The sequence below is a fragment of the Paenibacillus sp. FSL H7-0331 genome, from assembly GCF_001956045.1.
In genome coordinates this window covers 21,373-40,706 of record NZ_MRTH01000005.1, presented here as the reverse complement: position 1 = coordinate 40,706, position 19,334 = coordinate 21,373, and the positions used below count along the sequence as shown (strand labels likewise).

Below are 19,334 nucleotides of genomic sequence, written 5' to 3'. Positions count from 1 at the left end.
TTGTTAGAAAAGCATGAATTCATTACCTTAGTACCGTTAACTAAAGTAACATCAACTTCTGAAAAAAATCTGAAAAACAAAAAAACGCGTTTCCCTCAATCAAGATTCAGGAAAATGCGTTTTTTATTATTGATGATAACAATTAAGCATTCGCTTTTTGTTTAGCTGCAGTAGCTAGATCGTTAAATGCGTTCAGATCGTTAACAGCCAGGTCAGCCAGCATTTTACGGTTAACTTCGATACCGGAAAGCTTCAAACCATGCATGAACTTGCTGTAAGACAAGCCATTGATACGAGCTGCAGCATTGATACGAGTAATCCACAGTCTGCGGAAATCACGTTTTTTCGTACGACGGTCACGGTAAGCATACAGCAAGGATTTCATTACTTGTTGATTTGCTGTTCTAAATAAACGATGCTTGGAACCAAAATAACCTCTTGCCAGCTTCAAAATCTTTTTATGACGACGACGAGTTACGAACCCGCCCTTTACTCTTGCCATATTTCATTACCTCCAGAAATTTAAGTGGGATAAAGATGCAGAACTAGCCTTTGATGTTGCCCAATTGTTGTTTCAAACGTTTAACGTCACCAGCAGCCATAACTGGATTAGTACCCAATACGCGTTTTTGACGATTGGATTTTGCGGACAGTAAGTGGTTTTTGTGAGCTTTGTATCTCATAACTTTACCTGTACCTGTGATCTTAAAGCGGCCTTTAAGGCTGCTGTGTGTTTTCATTTTCGGCATGATGTGTGGAGTCCTCCTTCAAATTTATGCTTGCTGCTTAGGTGCCAAAATCAGAATCATACTGCGACCTTCAAGCTTAGCTCTACGCTCGACGATAGATAGTTCCTCAACTTCGGCAGCCATCCGCTCCAGTACCTTTTGCCCTATGCTTGCATGAGCAATTTCACGGCCACGGAAACGAACACTCAATTTCACTTTATCGCCTTCATTTAAAAACTTCACAACATTGCGCTGCTTCGTTTGAAAGTCATGCTCATCGATAGTTGCACTCAAGCGAACTTCTTTAAGTTCAACAATTTTTTGATTTTTACGGGCTTCCTTTTCTTTCTTTTGTGTTTCATAGCGGAATTTCCCGTAATCCATAATCCGGCAAACCGGCGGTTTAGCCGTTGGAGCAACATTAACTAAATCCAAATTGGCATCCTGTGCGATCTGAAGTGCTTCGCGAATAGGTTTGATTCCGAGTTGTTCTCCGTCCCCACCGATCAAGCGTACTTCCTTCACTCGAATATCCTCGTTAATTAAATGCTCTGTACTAATAACTTGCCACCTCCATGGATTAAATTAAAAAAGACGCGGGCAGCGAACGCCCACGTCTGTTAAAGTTTAAGTGATCAATTACCAAATTCACATTCACTCTAGCTTTATAACCAGCCAACTCAAGGTCAGTCAGGTGAGAAGCGGGCGCCTCTTCTTTTTCAACTAGGTCATCATATCATAATATGCTTTACAAAGTCAATTGCTTATTTAGCTAACCTGCTTGCTTTGTACTTCCTCCAACCGAATGACACGCGTGTGCTCAGTATGGCTCCACTGCTTGTTATTTTGCGTGAAAAACGCATAGACGGTTATTGGCCACCAGGATAACATAAACAGCGGAAACGGGATTAAATACAAATAGGTTTTCCAATTTGCCTTTTCAATAATAAGCGCAAGTGGGAATTGAATAAAGCTTAATATTCCAATCGTCATGAAAACCGGCGGTGAGTAATCAAATAAAGATTGAAGGTAGGGCAGACCTGGTGTAATCCTATCTGTCCACAAAACAATCGTAACTAACGAACCGATCAGCACATTGTATACGTTAAGTGCATATAGGCCTGTGTCGAGCTTCGACCAGCTGCCTTCCTTCAGACCCTGCCACAGCAAAGGAAAGGAATAACGGCGTGCTACATCAAAATGTCCTTGCATCCAGCGAAGACGCTGTTTGGCGGAAGCTTTGAAGGTCAGAGGCTTTTCATCGTATACCTTGGCATCATAATTAAATGTCGGGTTAATGCCACGCTGTACACAACGCATGGTGAACTCCAGATCCTCAACCAGACTGGTTGCGCCCCAGCCGATTTCCTTCAGCAGGTTCGTATCGAAGCACATGCCCGTGCCTCCAAGGAAGTTAGCCAAGCCAAGGTTTTGGCGCGGAAGCTGCCATAGACGGTTGCAATACCAATAGGTTACGGCATAAGCCGCAGTAATCCATGAATCGTTCGGGTTCTTGGTATCCAGATAAGCCTGAATAACCTTGGAGCCGTTACACAAGTCATTGTTCATAAGTGTCAAATAATCCGGGTTCACCAGATTGTCCGCATCAAACATCACGATGGCATCATAGCTGCGTGGCTTCTTCCAAAGCTCCTTCAGCATCCATTCAATGGCATAGCCTTTACCACGAAGCTTGAGATTGTGACGTTCACATGCATAGGCTCCCTTGCTGCGGGTAATATCGGCTGTACGGTCTGTGCAGTTGTCGCAAATTACGAATACATCATATAATTCTTTCGGATAATCGAGTTTTTTCAAATTATCGATCAGCGCACCGACCACTTGTTCCTCGTTATGAGCAGCGACCAGAATAGCGAATGATTTTTGTGGTGCAAATTGCGGCTTTGCCTTGACCCGATACCAGCCAAAGCACGTCAAAAAGAGCTGATAAACCCCAATCAGCGCCAAGACAACCTGAATAACCAGTATGACATTGTCCAGCATTTAAAATCCCCCTTTTTTGTTATGTACCCCAAAGTTTTCTCTGTCTATCATGCTTAGGCATGTATAAGCTTCGTTGGTTTATATTTTTTTTCCAAACAACCGAATATGATTTTCCTCTCTTTCCTATACTTTGTCAAAAGCGCCTTATAGCCGGAATAAGCCGGATCTTATGAATAATCAGTGTTTTATAAGGAATTAGGGTCGTGTTCTTTGCCATCCATGCTTTATTCCGTCTTTTCATCAATTCTCAGCGATTTTCATTAGTACTAATTGACCGATAGCAGCTTTTCTCAAGTTTTTGCAGGGCGCCAGCCTGTATTTTGGGGTCGATACACAGCTTTTATGATACAATAATTCTACTGCTTGCACAAATTTTGCGTAAGCTCCCTGTTCCTGCTGCCGCTGCCTAGATGTTTAAACGGTATTTATATGCGGTTAATACTCCAATAACAAACGAAGTATATAATATGGAGTAGGTATGTATATGCTGGTTATAAAAGATGATCAAAAAAGTCACCTTATATTCACATCATTACTGATCGGTTTGTGCACCTTATATACTTTTAAACAGGAGGTGACTGGAATGAAACGCTTCGTGTCCTGGCTGCAGCAGCAAGAGAACCGTATGTTTCTATGGATTAACAAAAGGATGCGCCGTACTTACCTGGATCGCTTCTTCAATATGATTACCCACCTTGGAGGTGCAACCTTCACGGTGACAGCCGCATTGTGCTTGAGCTTATTCGGGCATGACAGCTGGCGTCTGGCAGGCATGCAGAGCTGTATTGCGTTAGCCGTCAGTCATGTGCCAGTCGCCTTGTTCAAAAAAAACTATCCGCGGCTTCGACCTTATCTTGTTCTCAAGGATACGAATACATACAAAAATCCGTTAACGGATCATTCGTTTCCTTCAGGACACACTACAGCCATCTTTTCCATTACGATTCCGCTTTTCTATGCAAACGCTTGGTTAGGCACAGTTTTGCTGCCAGTCGCATCCTTAGTGGGCATATCGCGCATGTATCTGGGACTGCACTACCCGTCGGACTGTCTGGTTGGCTGTATCATCGGCACCGCTGCCGCATTCGGAGCTGTCGTATTATTCACATAGTTGCTTTTTGGATTCAAAATGATTAATGTTAAATTTGTGTAAATCCAATTGTAACAAGGTATGGTGAAACGCATATGCGTAAAAAAAGGGTCTTGTTATTATCCGAAGGCTTTGGAGCCGGGCATACACAAGCTGCTCAGGCACTGTCAGTCAGTCTTCGTATGCTCTCGCCCGATATTCAGACACGTGTACTGGAGCTCGGCTCCTTTCTCAATCCAACTTTGGCTCCTTGGATACTTACTGCTTACCGCAAAACCGTCACCACACAGCCCAAGCTGTATGGGATCATGTATCGTTCCCAGTATAAAAAGTCTTTAAACCGTTTTGCTCAATTAGCTCTGCACCGAATTTTTTATGCACAGACAGCCGCTGTTGTTCATCAGCTTCGACCCGATGCGATCGTTTGCACGCATCCGATTCCCAATGCGGTGATCTCAAGATTAAAGCGAGCTGGCTTAAATGTTCCTTTGTGTACGGTGATTACGGATTATGATGCGCACGGCACCTGGGTAAGCTCTGAGGTTAACAAATATTTGGTATCCAGCTCTAACGTTAAGGATCAGCTTTTGAAGCGCGGTGTGCAGCCCGAAGCTATCGAGGTGACGGGGATACCTGTTCATCCGAATTTTTGGGAGCCCCATAATCGTGAAGAACTGCGCTCACAATTTGGCTTGAAGGCCATGCCGACGGTTCTCGTTATGGGTGGCGGCTGGGGGTTAATGAACACGAAGGAATCGTTGAACCACTTCACAGACTGGCGGGAAAAGATACAGTTGATTATTTGTCTCGGCAGTAACGATAAGGCACTAGCTGAATTATCGCACGATGAACGGTTTCAGCATGAAAATATTCGATTGATGGGATTTACGCGCGAAGTCGATAAATGGATGGAAGTGTCCGATTTACTGATTACAAAACCCGGTGGAATGACCTGTACCGAGGGCTTATCCAAAGGGATTCCGATGTTATTCTACCAACCGATTCCCGGCCAAGAGGAAGAGAATATGGATTACTTCACCCAGCACGGGTATGGAGAGCCCATTAAATCGGACGCAACCATCGACCGATGGTTTCAACAGTTGATTGATCGGTATTCCGAACTGTCCAAAGCACGGTCGAACCCAACCTCACATAACCATGCCTATCATCCAGCCGATTGCTCACAAGCGATTATGGAGATGCTGCGGGTTAACGTGAGTTCTTCATGAGAATGCTCCCTCAGCTACAAAAAGCATGCAGGTTCTCTACGATAGAGAGCCTGCATGCTTTTTTTTGTATTTCGAACGTCCACTACTCCTCCGAACGCTCCAGATCAGCCAGCTGTTGTAGATGCTGATCCATCGCCTGCTTGCCAATCACCACTTCCAACCGATGAATAGGAACACCCTGCTCCGAAAATTTGGTTTCATATTCAGTTAAAACCAAATCGGTACGAACGCCTTCTCCATGCAAATTGAGTGAAATGTTACGCATACGCAGACCCATGTCTGCAAATGAATTCAACGAAAACTCGAAAAGAGAACGTGAATCAGTTTTAAAATGAATTTCGCCCTTTTCATTCAAAATTTCGATATATTTGCGCACAAATCCGGCATGCGTCAATCGACGGCGGGCGTGTCGTTTTTTGGGCCACGGGTCGCTAAAATTCAAATAAATCCGTTCCAGCTCGCTGTTATCGAAGATCTCCTCGATTTTTTCAATATTAAATAATGCCAGCTTGAGGTTATCCAGACTTCCTCCATCCGCGGCACGTGCCAGTTCTGCTTTTTCACCAGCCCTACGCAGCAGCTCATCGTACATATCAACGCCTATGTAATTAATATTAGGGTTCTGATAGCTAAGCTCACTAATAAATTTGCCTTTCCCCATTCCAAGCTCGACATGAATTGGATTATTATTGCCAAATAACGAGCTCCATTTTCCTTTATAAGTGGCAGGCTCCAATATAATAAGCTCTGGTTGTGCTATGAGTGCTTCTCGAATTCCTTTTCTTCCTCGTAAACGCATAATCATCCTCCGGCTGTAAACTTACGATTATCTTACACACGAACTAACCGCTCAGGAATGATTATACTCTAAATAGGTAGTTTATGAAAAGACGGCCGCCATCAGCTTGAAGGCAGCCGCCGTTCTTATCTCAAAAATTATTTAATGTCCGATTCGTTACGGTTCCCGCCACGCATCCCGACCAGACCTAACAAACCAAGTAATCCCAACCAACCCCAGTTTGTACCTTTTGTCGTTGTATCCGCATTGGCACGATAGCTATAAGTATCATAATTGCCGCCATACCCTTTTGTGTTCGCATTTGTATTGCTATAAGTGTTCATTCGGTCAAGCAGGTGATGGGTCTTGTTGCTAACGGTGTTGCCTAATGTGGTGCCATAATTGGTAGTACCTGTACCTGTTCCATCTGTGCCATAAGTTCCATAGGCACCGGGTGTTGTGCTACTTGTAGTACCATATCCAGTTGTACCCGTTCCCGTTGTGCCAGTTCCATAAGTTCCGGTTGTGTCAGTTGTTGTTCCTGTACCATAGGTACCTGTGCCTGTTGTTGTACCCGTTGTTCCCATACCATCCGTACCCGTCGTCGTAGTCCCCGTTCCATAAGCATTTAGCGTACCCGTACCGCTGCTGCCTGTAGTCGAGCTATTGACCCCCATCTCTGCAAAAGCCTGAGTACCGAACCCCATAGTTGAAGTCAGGGCCAACACAATCACCAGCTTGCTAAACTTGTTCATTGAATGATTCTCCCTTCGAATTGTTTTGTTTGGTACAAATGTAGCATGGTCGATTAGAGCATGAAGTATTCTTTGAACATGCAGGGGGCTTTTGCTATGGGAAATGTTCGCAAACCGCTTCAATATACGTTAAAATGGAGCTGATTGCATTTATGGATTTGCCACAAGAAGGAGTTTTGTAACATGAATCAAATTCAAGAAACAGCGTTCCCCGTTCAATGGGGTGACAAGCGATTTCATACATGGAATACCGAAATGCGCCGCGTGTTTGGCAGCAAGGTTTTTAAGGTAATGCTTGACGCCGGATTTACTTGTCCAAACCGGGATGGTGCGATTGCCACAGGCGGCTGTACCTTTTGCAGTGCGCGCGGCTCCGGAGATTTTGCAGGCAGCCGCCGTGATGATCTGGTTACACAATTCAACAAAATTCGCGATCTGCAGCATAAAAAATGGCCTGATGCGCAGTATATCGGTTATTTCCAAGCCTATACCAACACCTATGCGCCTGTAGACGAGCTGCGTGAGTATTATGAAGTCATTTTGCAGCAGCCAGGGGTCGTTGGCTTATCTATCGCCACAAGACCGGATTGCTTGCCGGATGATGTTGTCGAATATTTGGCCGAGTTGAATGAAAGGACCTATTTGTGGGTTGAAATGGGCCTGCAAACTGTTCATGAATCAACTTCCAAGCTGATTAATCGCGCTCATGATACGCAGTGCTATACCGATGCGGTAGCCAAGCTTAAAAAGCACAATATTCGGACCTGCGCCCACATTATTCATGGTCTTCCTGGTGAAACCCATGAAATGATGCTTGAAACTGGTCGCGTTGTAGCCAATATGGGCGTGGAAGGTATTAAAATCCATCTGCTGCATCTAATGCGTAAAACGCCGATGGTAAAGCAGTATGAGGCAGGACTGCTGCGCTTTTTGGAAATGGACGAGTATGTCAAGCTTGTGGTTGACACCCTTGAACTGCTGCCTCAGGAAATGATTGTCCACCGACTTACCGGTGATGCACCTCGCGACTTACTGATCGGCCCGATGTGGAGCCTAAAAAAATGGGAAGTGCTTAACGCTATCGACGCGGAGCTGCGAAATCGGGATACGTATCAAGGTAAGAAATTCATCTGCTCCTGACATTATTTTCATGATAGGTTGAACCGAATAACATCTGCTATACGTTACCTGAGTAGGCGTTATGATCCAGGCATCAACCTGAGCATGAATTTAATTACTTGTGAGGAGCTGTGACTATTTAATGAAGAAACGTAACCTGTTTGTATGGACCTGTATGTTAACCGTATTGGCTATTGCCGGATGCAGCAGTGACAAGCCTGCTGCACAGCAAGCAAGCTCTACACCGAGCCCGGCGAGCCCAAGCGCGGCTGTCACTCCGCCAAAGTCTGAGACTGAGGCTAAACCGCCAGCTAACACACCAAGCGGTACCAGCTCTGGCAGTACAGCGGCTAGCAGCGCAGCCGAACCAGCGAAACCTGCTGCGACGCCTACGCCAGAGCCAGCGAAGCCAACAGGTGCCGCCGAGGTCAAGCCCGCACCTGCAGCGGTGCAAGAGCAGCCGAAGGCAGCGACACCTGAGGTCGTCAAGCCGACTGCACCGCAGACGCAAGAGCCTAAGGTGGCCGTGTCAGAGCCGGCCAAGACGGAGGCTGTGAAGCCGGAAGCACAGCCCGTGCAAGAGCAGCCCAAAGCGGCACCTGCTCCCAGTCCTGCCCCGGCACCTGTAGCACCCGTGGATGCGCCCAAGCCAGCCGCAGAAACCAAAGCACCGGTCACCACCGCGGCTGCTGCAAAAGCAGAAGTGCTGTTCAAGGACAACTGTATGGCTTGTCATGGAGATCAACTGCAAGGCGGTATGGGTCCCAATATATCGGCTGTAGGTTCCAAAAGAAATAAAGATGAATTAATTGCCAAAATAAATGGTGGCGGAAAGGTGATGCCAGCATTCAAAGATATGCTTAAGACCGATGAGGTTGAATCATTGGCAAGCTGGCTGGCCAGCAAAAAATAATCGATGGAGGCGGGTTCGGTTTGTTATCTATTCTTAACTATGCCCACAAGCTGGTCCAGCAGCTTGTGGGACCCGGAGACACGGTAGTCGATGCTACTGCTGGCAATGGGGGCGACACGCTTTTCCTCGCAAGGCTTGTAGGTCATGAAGGCACTGTACATGCCTTTGATATTCAACAGCAAGCGATTACCGCAACTAAACAACGCTTGGCCCAAGAGCAGCCGGACTATTCCCATGTCCGGCTGCATTTGTGCAGTCATGCAGAGCTGGAATCCCATGTCCCGGAAGCCGCGCAGCGACGGATTGGAGCGGTTATGTTCAACCTGGGCTACCTGCCTGGAGGCGATCATCAAGCTGTTACAACCCCATCCGCTACCATTCCCGCGCTGCAGGCTGCCGCAGCCAGCTTAAGAAAAGGCGGTATACTGACTATCGTGTTGTATACAGGACACCAAGGTGGCGAAGATGAGGCCGCAGCCGTTCGAGCCTGGGCCGAACAGCTACCGCAAAAACAGTTTCAGGTGCTGGAATACCGTTTCATGAATCAAAGAAATCATCCTCCCTATTTGATCGCGGTAGAAAAGCTGAAGCTCGATTGATATAATGTAAGGTAGGCTACATATGCATAAAGAAGCAGAACTCATGCGAGAAAGCAGGGAATCGAATGAAACCATATCCTTTATTATTTCAACCGGAACTGAAAGAACGTGTTTGGGGAGGTCGGGCACTTGAGCAATTCGGGCTAGAATTACCGGAGGGCCCTATCGGGGAGGCTTGGGCCATTGGCGATCATCCTAACGGTACGACCAAAGTTATTAATGGTTCACTTAAAGGCCTTGGTCTGGACGAAGTCCGTGAACAATACGGTCAGACGTTTTTTGGCAGCAAAGGATTTTCCGAGAAGAATGGCCGGTTCCCTTTATTGATCAAATTGCTGGATTGTCAAGACGACTTGTCCGTTCAGGTTCATCCTAACGACACTTATCAAGGGCTGCCGTCAGGTGAGCTGGGCAAAACAGAAATGTGGTATATTCTTGACGCCAAGCCAGGAGCCAAAATTATTTATGGCATGAACGATGGGGTCACCCGTGAGCAATTGGCTCAGGCAATTAGCGAAAATCGGATTATGGATACGCTGAATGAGATTACAGTTGAAACCGGCGACTCCTTCTACATTCCTTCAGGTACTGTACATGCTTTGGGTGCAGGTGTACTTGTTGCCGAAATTCAGCAAAATTCCGACAGTACATACCGCTTGTATGATTACAATCGATTAGGTCTGGACGGCAAGCCTCGGGACTTGCATATTGAAGACTCGTTAAATGTAATTGCTTACTCCAATTCCGGAGCTACTTTTATGAAAACCAATTTGGAATCATCCAATCAATGGTTGACCTTAGCTCAATCACCATTTTTCATTACTGAAAAGGGCAAGGTTGAACAGTCATGGAAGCTGCAAACAACGCCGGAAAGCTTTATCGTTCATGTGATCTGTGACGGATCTGGGACGATTGAATGGGGCGATGGAGAGCAGCAGTCTGTCAAACCGGGTGAGTGTTATCTGATTCCTGCCAATTTAGGCGAGTATACGCTCACGGGATCGATGACGGTTCTAAGAAGCTATCTGCCTTAATTCTTACTTGTATGATACAAAATAAACTAAGCATCTGAATGGCCCCCTGATACATGGCTCTCAGATGCTTTTTCAATGAGGTGTGTTCGTAATGAGCTTGCAATGGCTGGATTGGGCAAAAAGGATACAATTTTTATCGCAAGCGGGGTTAACCTTTTCCAAAGATCCCTTTGATATTGAACGGTTCACCGAGCTGCGTACCATTAGTGCGGAAATTATGCAGACCTACACGGGATTAGAGATGGACAAGATCAATGACTTATTTACGAATGAAACCGGTTTTCAAACGCCTAAAGCGGATGTTCGCGGAGTCGTATTTAAAGACGATCAAATTTTAATGGTAAGAGAAAGCAATAACAATAGATGGTCTTTACCTGGCGGTTTTTGCGATATCGGCCTATCCCCCTCTGAAAATGTAATCAAGGAATTGAAGGAGGAGTCTGGATATGAGGTAAAGGTCACGAAACTGCTCGCTATTTTTGACAGCACTAAACATCCACACCCGCCTCAGCCTTACCATTATTACAAAATCTTTATTCGCTGTGAGATTATCGGGGGAGCTCCAATAACAGGAATAGAAACAACGGATATTCAGTTTTTTTCCGAAAATCAATTACCGAACCTTTCCACCGATAGAAATACCGAATCCCAAATTAAACTGATTTTTGAATTTTTAAGAAATCCGGATCAACCAACCATAATTGATTAACAACGCAAAAAGCAGTCCAAAAACTATATTTTCTAGTTAAGACTGCTTTTTTTACTATCCTTTCCTTTATATACAATTTTAGAGTCATCTAGTATTAAAAACCAGAAAAAATTGATACATACAATACCATTACAAAATAAGATGTTCATTTCTAGTCTTCTCTACTGCCTCATTGCGGTCTGCCACCTGTAACTTCAAGTAGATTGAAGAAATGTAGTTTCTAATCGTACCTTCGGACAAATGTAGTTTCTGTGCGATTGCTTTATTTCGAAGTCCCTCTATTAATCCTTGTAGAACGTCCAGTTCCCGTTCCGTTAAATCATAGGGATTAAGGGCTACATCCACATTCTGATATTGAAACAACTGATGGGCCACATCCTGTGAAATCATCGTACCACCGCTATTGACAATCCGTATGGTCGCTGCTAATTCTTTAGGATGAATGGATTTCAGCAAGTAACCCTCCGCCCCTAAGCGAAGAGCCTCCGCTGCATAAGAAACACCTTCTAGGGTTGTAATCATCATGATTCGTATATTCGGCCATGTTTCTTTAATTATTTTGGTGGCTTCCAAACCATCCATTTCCGGCATGTTGATATCCATCAATACGATATCAGGTTTATCCTGCTCGCAGAGATCAATCGCTTGTTTTCCGTTTCCGGCAACCCGTACTTGAAAATCCTTTTCCTCCCCTAAAAGTAGCCCCAGACTTTCACGAATCAACGGCTGATCATCAGTGATTAAGATTTTAATCTGCTGGCTACCCTCATTCGCCTGATTTGGAATGGTACAAGTGACCATTGTGCCCTCATCTATCTGTGAATCAATATAGAGTTTACCTTGCAGTGCAGCGAGACGGTCACTCATACCTGTGAGGCCAAATCCATATTGAATGTGTTCCTTACCCATTCCATTATCATGTACCTGAAGCATCACCTGGGCAGGATCATACTGTAGGATAACCTGAATAGAACTCGCCTGACCATGTCGACTCGCATTGGTCAGAGATTCCTGCAAACAACGGTACAAGACAAGCTTGGCTTGCTTCATTACATGATAAGGTTCACCCCTCGTGCGGAAGAAAACGCGGACGCCCGTATTGATTTTAAATTCATCTATCATTTGCATTAAGGCCTGTACGAGAGGCATCGTTTCTTCTACAGGGTCTATTTGGTGTACTTGAAGGCGGATATCCTGTAACCCGGTTCTTGCCAGTTCCAGCATACCCAGGAGCTTGGTTTTGCCTACATTAGTATGAATATGAGGCGTTAATGTTTCCATGCCCAGAATCAGAGATGTAAAGTTATGTCCAATCGAATCATGTAGTTCTCGAGCCATACGATATCTTTCTTCCAGTAGCGTCATTCTTTCAATCTGCAAAGAATGCTGCTCTAGAATGCTATATTGCTCCTTTATCAAGGCAAGCTTTTGTTGAATGGTATTGATGGCTGCCGCACCTTTGTGAAGAGCGAAGCTAGCACCATATACTATGAGCCCATCGGTTAAGCTTTGCCAAATGAAAGGATGGGAGAACGACGACACACCATCATTTGCACGCGAACTTAACATAAACAGAATTACTGTAACAGGCAATGTGAGCCAGTGCGTTTTGCCTCTGCTATAGAATGCTATCGTAAAAAGAGCAGGAAGAAACAAACGTAGTAATTCGTAGCTGTAAGCAAGAATAAGCGATACACCACCAGCAAGTAAACATTCTGCAATCAGATAAAGGTAATAGTTATTTCTCACAAACAAAAAAGGGACCAGGTTGCAAACCAGAAGAGCAGCCAACACGAACCCAAAAGGGAAATCAGGTTTGTCCAGATACATAAGAATAATCACAGCTACTACCCATAATAGGCGAAGGGTGAGCATGGTCCAATCTTGCCAAGACCATTGTTTTAAATGCATGTATGCACCTCCGATCATCATTAAAGTTGTTGGGACAGATACCCTATACAACCATTTATTCTCTGTCATATCAAGATTATGACGCTTTGTAGCTATGCAATATGACAGCTATTTTGGTAGTTTGATGTCGAAGCTGATGAACTCAAATGAATATGGAAATTATATCTTATTCCAATCTTTAGTTAAAGGGGGTAAGGAACAGTCTATACCTACAACAAATGAAATGGGGAGAGAACATGAAAAGGTTTCAATGTGTAATCATTTTATCATTGCTGTTTCTTCTTGCAGCATGCGGTTTAAAAGAGGAACCATGGGGTGAGAAAAACCTTGTATTGCAAGCAAGTGAACTCAAGAGATTGGTCATTGATAACAAAAATGGGGAAATTGAGATTGTTGGAACTACGGACTCTGATAGCATTCAAGTTACGGCTGATGTCACTTCTAAAAATATTAACAAGGATAATCTAAAACTTGATCTGAACGATGAGAAAGACACTGCATATTTGAATGCTTCCTTTAAAAGCCAATTTCTTTCAATGGGCTCAGGAACTGTTAATCTTCAAATTAAGGCTCCGAAGCACCTTCAAATAGAGATCCTATCCCATAAGGACGGCAATATTCGGATATTGGATATGTCATCCGGAGTGAAAGTCGATAATATAAATGGAAATATCAATGTAGCTAATACGAAGGGACCCCTTACTATAACGAGCAGAGATGGGAATTTGAAGCTATATGAAATCACTTCAGATATTGAGATTAAGAATGTCAATGGACAGATCGATGTAGATCAGGTAGAGGGATCGGCTATCATTGATGTCGGAGACGGGACACTGGATTTAAATCATGTGGGTCAGAACGCCACGATTACACAATCCGGTAACGGGCAAATCAAGATTGGTGATGTGAAAGGTACCGTAGTTCAAAAGAAAAAATAATAGCAGGTATCATGACTTTATTTCCGAAAATCAATTACCGAACCTTTCCACCGATAGAAATACCGAATCCCAAATTAAACTGATTTTTGAATTTTTAAGAAACCCGGAACAACCAACCATAATCGATTAACAACGCAAAAAGCAGTCTAAAAACTATACTTTCTAGTTAAGACTGCTTTTTGTTGAATATATGGACGATAAAGCTCAGACCTACATCGCCTGCGCCGATGTTAGCGACAATGTAAAGTGCATTGCACGAGTCGAAGTGTCGGGCGGGAAATAAATGATAAGCAACTGCTCTGCATCAGCGATAAGCTCCCCTGTTTCCAGATACGTATCCAGTCGGAACGGAAGCACCTCGATCATCACGTGCTTGTGGATATCCTTCTCCCCGATACCAAGTTCAGCATAAGCTGTGGAAACGGCCTCCGGGTTATGGACAAGCCTGCGTAAGTAATCGTTCTGCGCCGCTTTGTTCAGAGTAAATTCCCACCATATTTTACGAGGCTTGTACTTATGGTTGAGGAAGTAATCCAGTTTCATCAAGCCCTCAATAACATCCATCCGCTGTGTTCCCCGATGAATCAGAAACGCACGCAGTCGGGTAAACAAATCCTCGAGCTGATGGCCGATTTTTTGCCAGCCCTGGGTTTCCCAATAGTCGCCAAACTGCTGGAAGAAATCAAAAGCCGAAGGGAACTGCTCCCGAATTAAATAATTCACGGTATGATCCAGACGATGTGAATTCCAGTATTTTTCCAGTACATCCTCAACCCGTTTGATCCTTACCAGATCGGAGAATGGCAAAATATCGTTGCCCAGAATTTCGTAGGGCGCATTGTCCATATACATGTAACCATACTTTTCGGCGTCAGCGCGCATGCCTGTACCCCGCAGCATTTTCAAAAATCCGAGCTGCAGCTCCTCAGGCCCCAATTCAAACACATCGTTGAACGTTTTGCGGAATGAATTATAATTCTCCTCAGGCAAACCGGCAATCAAATCCAAATGCTGATCAATCTTGCCACTTTCCTTGACCATGGTCACGGTTCGCGACAGCTTGGCAAAATTTTGCCGACGCTTCACAAGTCCATTCGTCAAATCATTCGTGGACTGTACGCCAATTTCAAAACGGAACACACCCGGCGGCGCATTTTCCGCCAAATACTCCAATACCTCGGGTCGCATAATGTCCGCTGTAATCTCAAATTGGAACACACAGCCCTGATGGTTGTTAATGAGAAATTCAAATATGTCCATCGCATAATCGCGCTTGATATTAAAGGTTCTGTCCACAAACTTGATCAGCTTCGCACCGGATGCGATCAAATACAGAATGTCGTTTTTTGTCCGATCGATGTCAAAATAACGAACACCCACTTCAATTGAAGACAAACAGAACTGACAGCTAAACGGGCAGCCACGGCTCGTTTCAAAATAAACGACACGGTTCGCCAGGCTCGGAACATCTTCGGCAAATCGGTGTGGTGACGGGATATCGTCGAGCTTCAGCTTTGGCCGCGGCGGATTGATCAGAACTCTGCCCTCTTTGCGATAAGCAGTCCCGAATACACTGTAGAACGCACGATCCCCACTAATTTCCTTCAGCAAATGATGGAAGGTTTCTTCTCCCTCACCCATCACGATATAATCGACCTGCGGCAGTCTCTCCATCCAATAATCGGTATCATAAGAGACCTCAGGACCACCTAAAATAATAATAAGCTGAGGATTAATTTTCTTCAGCATGCTGATCACGGTAATCGTTTCTTCGATATTCCAGATGTAACAGGAGAAACCGATCACATCAGGTTGACGTTGAAATAAATCCGAAACAATGTTCATCGCCGGATCTTTTATCGTATATTCCGTAATGTCTATGTTAAAGTCGTCGCCACAGAAGGCTTTCAAATAACGGAGGGCAAGCGATGTATGGATAAATTTGGCGTTAAGCGTCGATAATACGATTTTCATGCGAAATAACCTCTTTTACTTTACAGGATTCATGCAACCCTATTTTACACGGAAAAGATGCCGAATACAAAAAAAAGAAATGGAACACCTCGTAAGGTAAATTCCATTTCCAGCTACAAGCCTGCTGTATTTGTTTGAATACCGCCGACCTCAGGAACCATTGCACTTAACATGAAATCGTCATTGCCTTCTTCTGCCCAGTAATTCGCCTGCGTCATAAGCTGTGCTTCAACCTGTTCTTTTTGCGTGACAAGCTGCTGTGCCATAATACCCTCGGATTGCTCAATCGTATGCTGAAGCTTCTTTCTTTGCTCCATCCGTTTGGCCATTTGATATAAAATCATTAATTTCCCTCCTCTTTCATTCACTACGGACTAAGTGTAAGCCACCAACATGAACGCAGTATTAACTTAGTGTGAACACTCTGTTAACTTAGGATGATTTACCACTATTTACCGAATTATTACCGTTTACCTTCTATTTGTAGGATTCCCGGTAAAGTTTATTCTATGCATGGAAAGCGTTCATTATGTCAAATAAAGCAAGATTATGCTGATGTCCATACAGAGTAGTCACGAAGTCGTTACTATGGGGTCCTCATACCCACCTTCGAGTATATGATTTAGCATTCACTGCGCATGACCTTCTCCCGTCCTGCCGAACATGGTATAGTAAAGAAATAAACTGAATAAACCAATGAATCGGAGCGACAACTACCTAATGAGTAAACCACCCAAAGCCAATCGAGGCGCAAATCGAAATCCACGCCCAGCTAGCAAAGCGAATATTTCTAATAAGCCGACTACTTCACATAAGGGTCCTTCCAAGCCTATCGTCTTCAAGGTAGCCGAGCCCGCGGAGCTGCTGACTTTTTTATTGGAGCATCTCTCCAATATGGGACGTAATTCAGTTAAATCCATTCTGGCCCGCGGGCAGGTTTCAGTGAATGATCGGACTATAACCACCTATAATTTTGCGCTCAAGCCCGGGCATATCGTCAGTATTAGCAAGGATAAATCCGCACAGGCATCACCTATATTGGGTCTCACTATTTTGCATGAGGATGAGGATCTCATCGTCATTAACAAGGATTCCGGTATTCTCTCAGTTTCAGCGACACACAAGGAAGACGAGGTCACAGCCTATCGTCAGCTTACGATGCATGTTCGTGAAGAAAATCCGCGCAACCGTATTTTCATCGTTCACCGACTGGACCGCGACACCTCCGGAGTGATGGTATTCGCCAAAAGCGAGAAGGTTCAGCAAACCTTGCAAAACGCATGGCAGGACATGGTCAAGGAGCGTTCCTACACAGCTCTGGTTGAAGGCAAGGTGCGAAAAATTGAAGGTACGATCACCTCATGGCTCAAAGAAAGCAGCACACTTAAGATGTACTCCAGTCAGTACCCCAATGATGGACAACAAGCGATAACCCATTACCGATTGGTCCAAACGAACGGAAATTTCTCTTTGTTGGATATTCATCTGGAAACAGGCCGCAAAAATCAGATTCGTGTTCATATGGAGGACATCGGTCATCCTGTGGTCGGTGACAAGAAGTATGGCTCCAAGTCGAAAATCATTAACAGACTCGGTCTGCACGCGCGCGTTCTAGCCTTTATACATCCGACCAAGGGGGAGCTGCTGCGCTTCGAAACGGCGATTCCCAAAATGTTTTTGCACCCGTTTCGCCCATCCCCTCATGCCAGCCTATAGCCTTAACCTAAGGAGCCCATACCTATGGGTTCTTTTTTTATTCATTAGTCGGGACAAAATAATCCAGCCAATCAGGCAAATTAAGATATGTACAATCACCAAAATCATCTTTATGATGGATAAGGATTAATGATAATCATTATCAATTATATAGAGCTATAAAAGGAGGTTACCCATTCATGGAATCATTACATACTCAAAGTACAGGTGCAATGGCTAATTTGATAAAATCGCGACGTTCGATTCGTCAGTTCAAAAGCGATCCTGTTTCAAAAGAACTACTGATCGAGCTGCTGAATGTTGCTGCCTGGGCACCGACTCATGGAGTCCGGGAGCCATGGAGATTCATTCTTTATATGGAAGAAGCACGTGACACACTGGCCAAAGCTATGGTCGATACCTATAGTGCTGAAGATCGGGTTAAGTATGCTCAAAAGAAAATGGATTATTTTCTGCATGTGCCCATGCACTTGATTGTGGTAATGAACGAGGATTCCCGTCAAAAGCAGTGGGATGAGGATTATGCAGCCGCTAGCGCCTGGATACAGACCTTTCAGCTTGCCGCATGGGAACAAGGACTTGGCGTCGTCTGGAAGACGAATAACTTTAATTACCACCCTGGCTTCAGGGAGACTGTAGGGGTGCAGCCAGGTGAGAAAATAGTCGGCTTGCTGCACATTGGCTATCCGGAGCTCATTCCTCCGCCGCGTCCGCGCAAGGATGCCCAGCAAATTCTGACCATACATGACAAGCTGTAAGCTTGCAACAAAAGTTTAACAAGGGGGAACACCAATGAAACAGCTGCACTTATTATTAGCATTCGTTGTATTATTGTTTGCCGCTGGTTGCGGATCGAGTCCAGTTGCCTCTACAGGCGCAGCCACTGGCACTACGCCTGGAAAGGATGCAGCGTCGTCCAAGCCAGCCGTTGCTTATGACAAAACCATTACCCACACCATGGGGACCACTACCTTGAAAAAGGTACCTGAACGCGTTGTTGTCCTATTCAGCGGCATGGTAGACATCACTACTGCTTTAAACGTGAAGCCAGTAGGCGCGGTAGAATCGTGGGATGAAAAACCGTGGTACAAGTATTTGGGTTCGAAAATGGATGGGGTTAAGAACCTCGGTGATGAATTGCAGCCGAATATCGAAGCTATTATCGCTCTTAAGCCTGACCTGATCATCGGGCAAAAAACCAGGAATGAGAAAGTATATCCACAGCTTAATTCCATAGCTCCGACCATCATTGTGGGTGATTTATTTTCCTGGAAGGAAAATCTGAACATTGCTGCGGAAGCATTAAATAAGCAGGATGAAGCAGCAAAAATCATCAAGGAATGGGATACAGGAGTCGCTACATTTAAGCAAAAAATGGGAGATCGAATCGGCAAATCCGAAGTATCGATTATTCGCTTCGAGCGGGATGGCAGTGCTCGGATTTACTCAACCGGCTTTGCAGGCACCATCTTCAAGGAGCTCGGATTGCCAAGACCAAAGGCACAGCAGGTTGAGGGTAAAACCGTGATCAATCTGACCTCCAAGGAGCAAATGCCACAGCTGGACGGCGACTATATCTTTGATATTACGTCTCAGGTGGATGATGGATCAAATGCAAGAAAAACTCAATCTGAATGGACCTCACATCCTCTCTGGAAAGACCTTAAGGGCGTCAAAAACGGTAAATACTTTAAAGTCGATGTTGTGACATGGAATCTGGGTGCAGGCAGTACGGCAGCCAAATCGCTGTTGGATGATCTTTATAAATATTTTGAGATCAAATAGACTGTTCAGCTCCATTTCATATTTATTAATGGAATAGAAGTAACGCATAGGA

The 19,334-nt window shown here is 44.7% G+C and carries 20 protein-coding genes; 11 read left to right on the top strand and 9 right to left on the bottom strand.

The window, feature by feature from the left end; translation table 11 throughout:
* Positions 1-142: 142 nt before the first annotated feature.
* The 4 genes from rplT to BK127_RS08905 form a co-directional block, all read right to left on the bottom strand.
* Positions 143-502 (bottom strand): 50S ribosomal protein L20, encoded by a 360-nt coding sequence (gene rplT / locus BK127_RS08920; RefSeq protein WP_076229693.1) that lies wholly within the window; start codon positions 500-502, stop codon positions 143-145.
* 43 nt (positions 503-545) lie between these two features.
* Complete coding sequence (gene rpmI / locus BK127_RS08915) at positions 546-749, bottom strand: 50S ribosomal protein L35 (protein ID WP_076229692.1); 204 nt, start codon at positions 747-749, stop codon at positions 546-548.
* Positions 750-773: 24 nt separating this feature from the next.
* Complete coding sequence (infC, locus tag BK127_RS08910; protein WP_076229691.1) at positions 774-1,289, bottom strand: translation initiation factor IF-3; 516 nt, start codon at positions 1,287-1,289, stop codon at positions 774-776.
* 207 nt (positions 1,290-1,496) lie between these two features.
* Entirely contained in the window at positions 1,497-2,732 is a 1,236-nt protein-coding gene (locus tag BK127_RS08905) for a glycosyltransferase family 2 protein (RefSeq protein ID WP_076229690.1), read from the bottom strand.
* Between the two features lie 583 nt (positions 2,733-3,315).
* Here BK127_RS08905 and BK127_RS08900 point away from each other — a divergent pair.
* Complete coding sequence (locus tag BK127_RS08900; protein WP_076229689.1) at positions 3,316-3,843, top strand: phosphatase PAP2 family protein; 528 nt, start codon at positions 3,316-3,318, stop codon at positions 3,841-3,843.
* 74 nt (positions 3,844-3,917) lie between these two features.
* Entirely contained in the window at positions 3,918-5,051 is a 1,134-nt protein-coding gene (locus BK127_RS08895; RefSeq protein ID WP_076229688.1) for an MGDG synthase family glycosyltransferase, read from the top strand.
* 82 nt (positions 5,052-5,133) lie between these two features.
* On the opposite strand, the gene trmB is transcribed toward BK127_RS08895, so the two are convergent.
* Both trmB and BK127_RS08885 read right to left on the bottom strand, forming a co-directional pair.
* Positions 5,134-5,850, bottom strand: coding sequence for a tRNA (guanosine(46)-N7)-methyltransferase TrmB (gene trmB / locus BK127_RS08890; protein ID WP_076229687.1), 717 nt, complete (start codon positions 5,848-5,850; stop codon positions 5,134-5,136).
* Positions 5,851-5,987: 137 nt separating this feature from the next.
* Positions 5,988-6,584 (bottom strand): hypothetical protein, encoded by a 597-nt coding sequence (locus BK127_RS08885; protein ID WP_076229686.1) that lies wholly within the window; start codon positions 6,582-6,584, stop codon positions 5,988-5,990.
* 183 nt (positions 6,585-6,767) lie between these two features.
* Here BK127_RS08885 and mnmL point away from each other — a divergent pair, with 183 nt between their 5' ends.
* The 5 genes from mnmL to BK127_RS08860 all read left to right on the top strand — a co-directional run bounded on the left by mnmL (position 6,768) and on the right by BK127_RS08860 (position 10,958).
* A complete protein-coding gene (gene mnmL, locus BK127_RS08880) occupies positions 6,768-7,724 on the top strand; it encodes a tRNA modification radical SAM protein MnmL/YtqA (RefSeq protein ID WP_076229685.1) in 957 nt (318 codons plus the stop codon).
* Between the two features lie 121 nt (positions 7,725-7,845).
* Positions 7,846-8,616: a c-type cytochrome gene (locus BK127_RS08875; protein WP_076229684.1), complete on the top strand. Its 771-nt coding sequence runs from the start codon at positions 7,846-7,848 to the stop codon at positions 8,614-8,616.
* A 20-nt stretch (positions 8,617-8,636) separates the two neighbouring features.
* Positions 8,637-9,215, top strand: a complete 579-nt coding sequence (mnmM, locus tag BK127_RS08870) for a tRNA 5-(aminomethyl)-2-thiouridylate-methyltransferase MnmM (RefSeq protein ID WP_256711233.1) — start codon at positions 8,637-8,639, stop codon at positions 9,213-9,215.
* 65 nt (positions 9,216-9,280) lie between these two features.
* Positions 9,281-10,249, top strand: a complete 969-nt coding sequence (locus tag BK127_RS08865; protein WP_076229682.1) for a type I phosphomannose isomerase catalytic subunit — start codon at positions 9,281-9,283, stop codon at positions 10,247-10,249.
* Between the two features lie 91 nt (positions 10,250-10,340).
* Positions 10,341-10,958 carry an NUDIX hydrolase gene (locus tag BK127_RS08860; RefSeq protein ID WP_076229681.1) on the top strand — a complete coding sequence of 206 codons (618 nt, stop codon included), beginning with the start codon at positions 10,341-10,343 and terminating at the stop codon, positions 10,956-10,958.
* Between the two features lie 129 nt (positions 10,959-11,087).
* Here BK127_RS08860 and BK127_RS08855 read toward each other — a convergent pair whose 3' ends face one another.
* Complete coding sequence (locus BK127_RS08855; protein WP_076229680.1) at positions 11,088-12,869, bottom strand: helix-turn-helix transcriptional regulator; 1,782 nt, start codon at positions 12,867-12,869, stop codon at positions 11,088-11,090.
* Between the two features lie 236 nt (positions 12,870-13,105).
* Here BK127_RS08855 and BK127_RS08850 point away from each other — a divergent pair, with 236 nt between their 5' ends.
* Complete coding sequence (locus BK127_RS08850) at positions 13,106-13,807, top strand: hypothetical protein (protein ID WP_076229936.1); 702 nt, start codon at positions 13,106-13,108, stop codon at positions 13,805-13,807.
* 210 nt (positions 13,808-14,017) lie between these two features.
* Here BK127_RS08850 and BK127_RS08845 read toward each other — a convergent pair whose 3' ends face one another.
* A complete protein-coding gene (locus BK127_RS08845; protein WP_076229679.1) occupies positions 14,018-15,781 on the bottom strand; it encodes a B12-binding domain-containing radical SAM protein in 1,764 nt (587 codons plus the stop codon).
* Between the two features lie 113 nt (positions 15,782-15,894).
* Positions 15,895-16,125: a hypothetical protein gene (locus BK127_RS08840; RefSeq protein ID WP_076229678.1), complete on the bottom strand. Its 231-nt coding sequence runs from the start codon at positions 16,123-16,125 to the stop codon at positions 15,895-15,897.
* Positions 16,126-16,501: 376 nt separating this feature from the next.
* On the opposite strand from BK127_RS08840, the gene BK127_RS08835 reads away from it, so the two are divergent.
* The 3 genes from BK127_RS08835 (at position 16,502) to BK127_RS08825 (ending at position 19,282) form a co-directional block, all read left to right on the top strand.
* Positions 16,502-17,497, top strand: a complete 996-nt coding sequence (locus BK127_RS08835; protein ID WP_256711232.1) for an RluA family pseudouridine synthase — start codon at positions 16,502-16,504, stop codon at positions 17,495-17,497.
* 179 nt (positions 17,498-17,676) lie between these two features.
* Positions 17,677-18,255 carry a nitroreductase family protein gene (locus BK127_RS08830; RefSeq protein ID WP_076229677.1) on the top strand — a complete coding sequence of 193 codons (579 nt, stop codon included), beginning with the start codon at positions 17,677-17,679 and terminating at the stop codon, positions 18,253-18,255.
* Positions 18,256-18,289: 34 nt separating this feature from the next.
* Complete coding sequence (locus tag BK127_RS08825; protein WP_076229676.1) at positions 18,290-19,282, top strand: ABC transporter substrate-binding protein; 993 nt, start codon at positions 18,290-18,292, stop codon at positions 19,280-19,282.
* The last annotated feature ends 52 nt before the right edge of the window (positions 19,283-19,334 follow it).

Excerpts from the sequence above, each read along its gene's own strand:
- rplT (WP_076229693.1), bottom strand. The coding sequence starts at position 502 with ATGGCAAGAGTAAAGGGCGGGTTCGTAACTCGTCGTCGTCATAAAAAG.
- rpmI (WP_076229692.1), bottom strand. The coding sequence starts at position 749 with ATGCCGAAAATGAAAACACACAGCAGCCTTAAAGGCCGCTTTAAGATC.
- BK127_RS08905 (WP_076229690.1), bottom strand. The coding sequence starts at position 2,732 with ATGCTGGACAATGTCATACTGGTTATTCAGGTTGTCTTGGCGCTGATT.
- BK127_RS08900 (WP_076229689.1), top strand. The coding sequence starts at position 3,316 with ATGAAACGCTTCGTGTCCTGGCTGCAGCAGCAAGAGAACCGTATGTTT.
- BK127_RS08895 (WP_076229688.1), top strand. The coding sequence starts at position 3,918 with ATGCGTAAAAAAAGGGTCTTGTTATTATCCGAAGGCTTTGGAGCCGGG.
- trmB (WP_076229687.1), bottom strand. The coding sequence starts at position 5,850 with ATGCGTTTACGAGGAAGAAAAGGAATTCGAGAAGCACTCATAGCACAA.
- BK127_RS08885 (WP_076229686.1), bottom strand. The coding sequence starts at position 6,584 with ATGAACAAGTTTAGCAAGCTGGTGATTGTGTTGGCCCTGACTTCAACT.
- mnmL (WP_076229685.1), top strand. The coding sequence starts at position 6,768 with ATGAATCAAATTCAAGAAACAGCGTTCCCCGTTCAATGGGGTGACAAG.
- BK127_RS08875 (WP_076229684.1), top strand. The coding sequence starts at position 7,846 with ATGAAGAAACGTAACCTGTTTGTATGGACCTGTATGTTAACCGTATTG.
- BK127_RS08865 (WP_076229682.1), top strand. The coding sequence starts at position 9,281 with ATGAAACCATATCCTTTATTATTTCAACCGGAACTGAAAGAACGTGTT.
- BK127_RS08860 (WP_076229681.1), top strand. The coding sequence starts at position 10,341 with ATGAGCTTGCAATGGCTGGATTGGGCAAAAAGGATACAATTTTTATCG.
- BK127_RS08855 (WP_076229680.1), bottom strand. The coding sequence starts at position 12,869 with ATGCATTTAAAACAATGGTCTTGGCAAGATTGGACCATGCTCACCCTT.
- BK127_RS08850 (WP_076229936.1), top strand. The coding sequence starts at position 13,106 with ATGAAAAGGTTTCAATGTGTAATCATTTTATCATTGCTGTTTCTTCTT.
- BK127_RS08845 (WP_076229679.1), bottom strand. The coding sequence starts at position 15,781 with ATGAAAATCGTATTATCGACGCTTAACGCCAAATTTATCCATACATCG.
- BK127_RS08840 (WP_076229678.1), bottom strand. The coding sequence starts at position 16,125 with ATGATTTTATATCAAATGGCCAAACGGATGGAGCAAAGAAAGAAGCTT.
- BK127_RS08835 (WP_256711232.1), top strand. The coding sequence starts at position 16,502 with ATGAGTAAACCACCCAAAGCCAATCGAGGCGCAAATCGAAATCCACGC.
- BK127_RS08830 (WP_076229677.1), top strand. The coding sequence starts at position 17,677 with ATGGAATCATTACATACTCAAAGTACAGGTGCAATGGCTAATTTGATA.
- BK127_RS08825 (WP_076229676.1), top strand. The coding sequence starts at position 18,290 with ATGAAACAGCTGCACTTATTATTAGCATTCGTTGTATTATTGTTTGCC.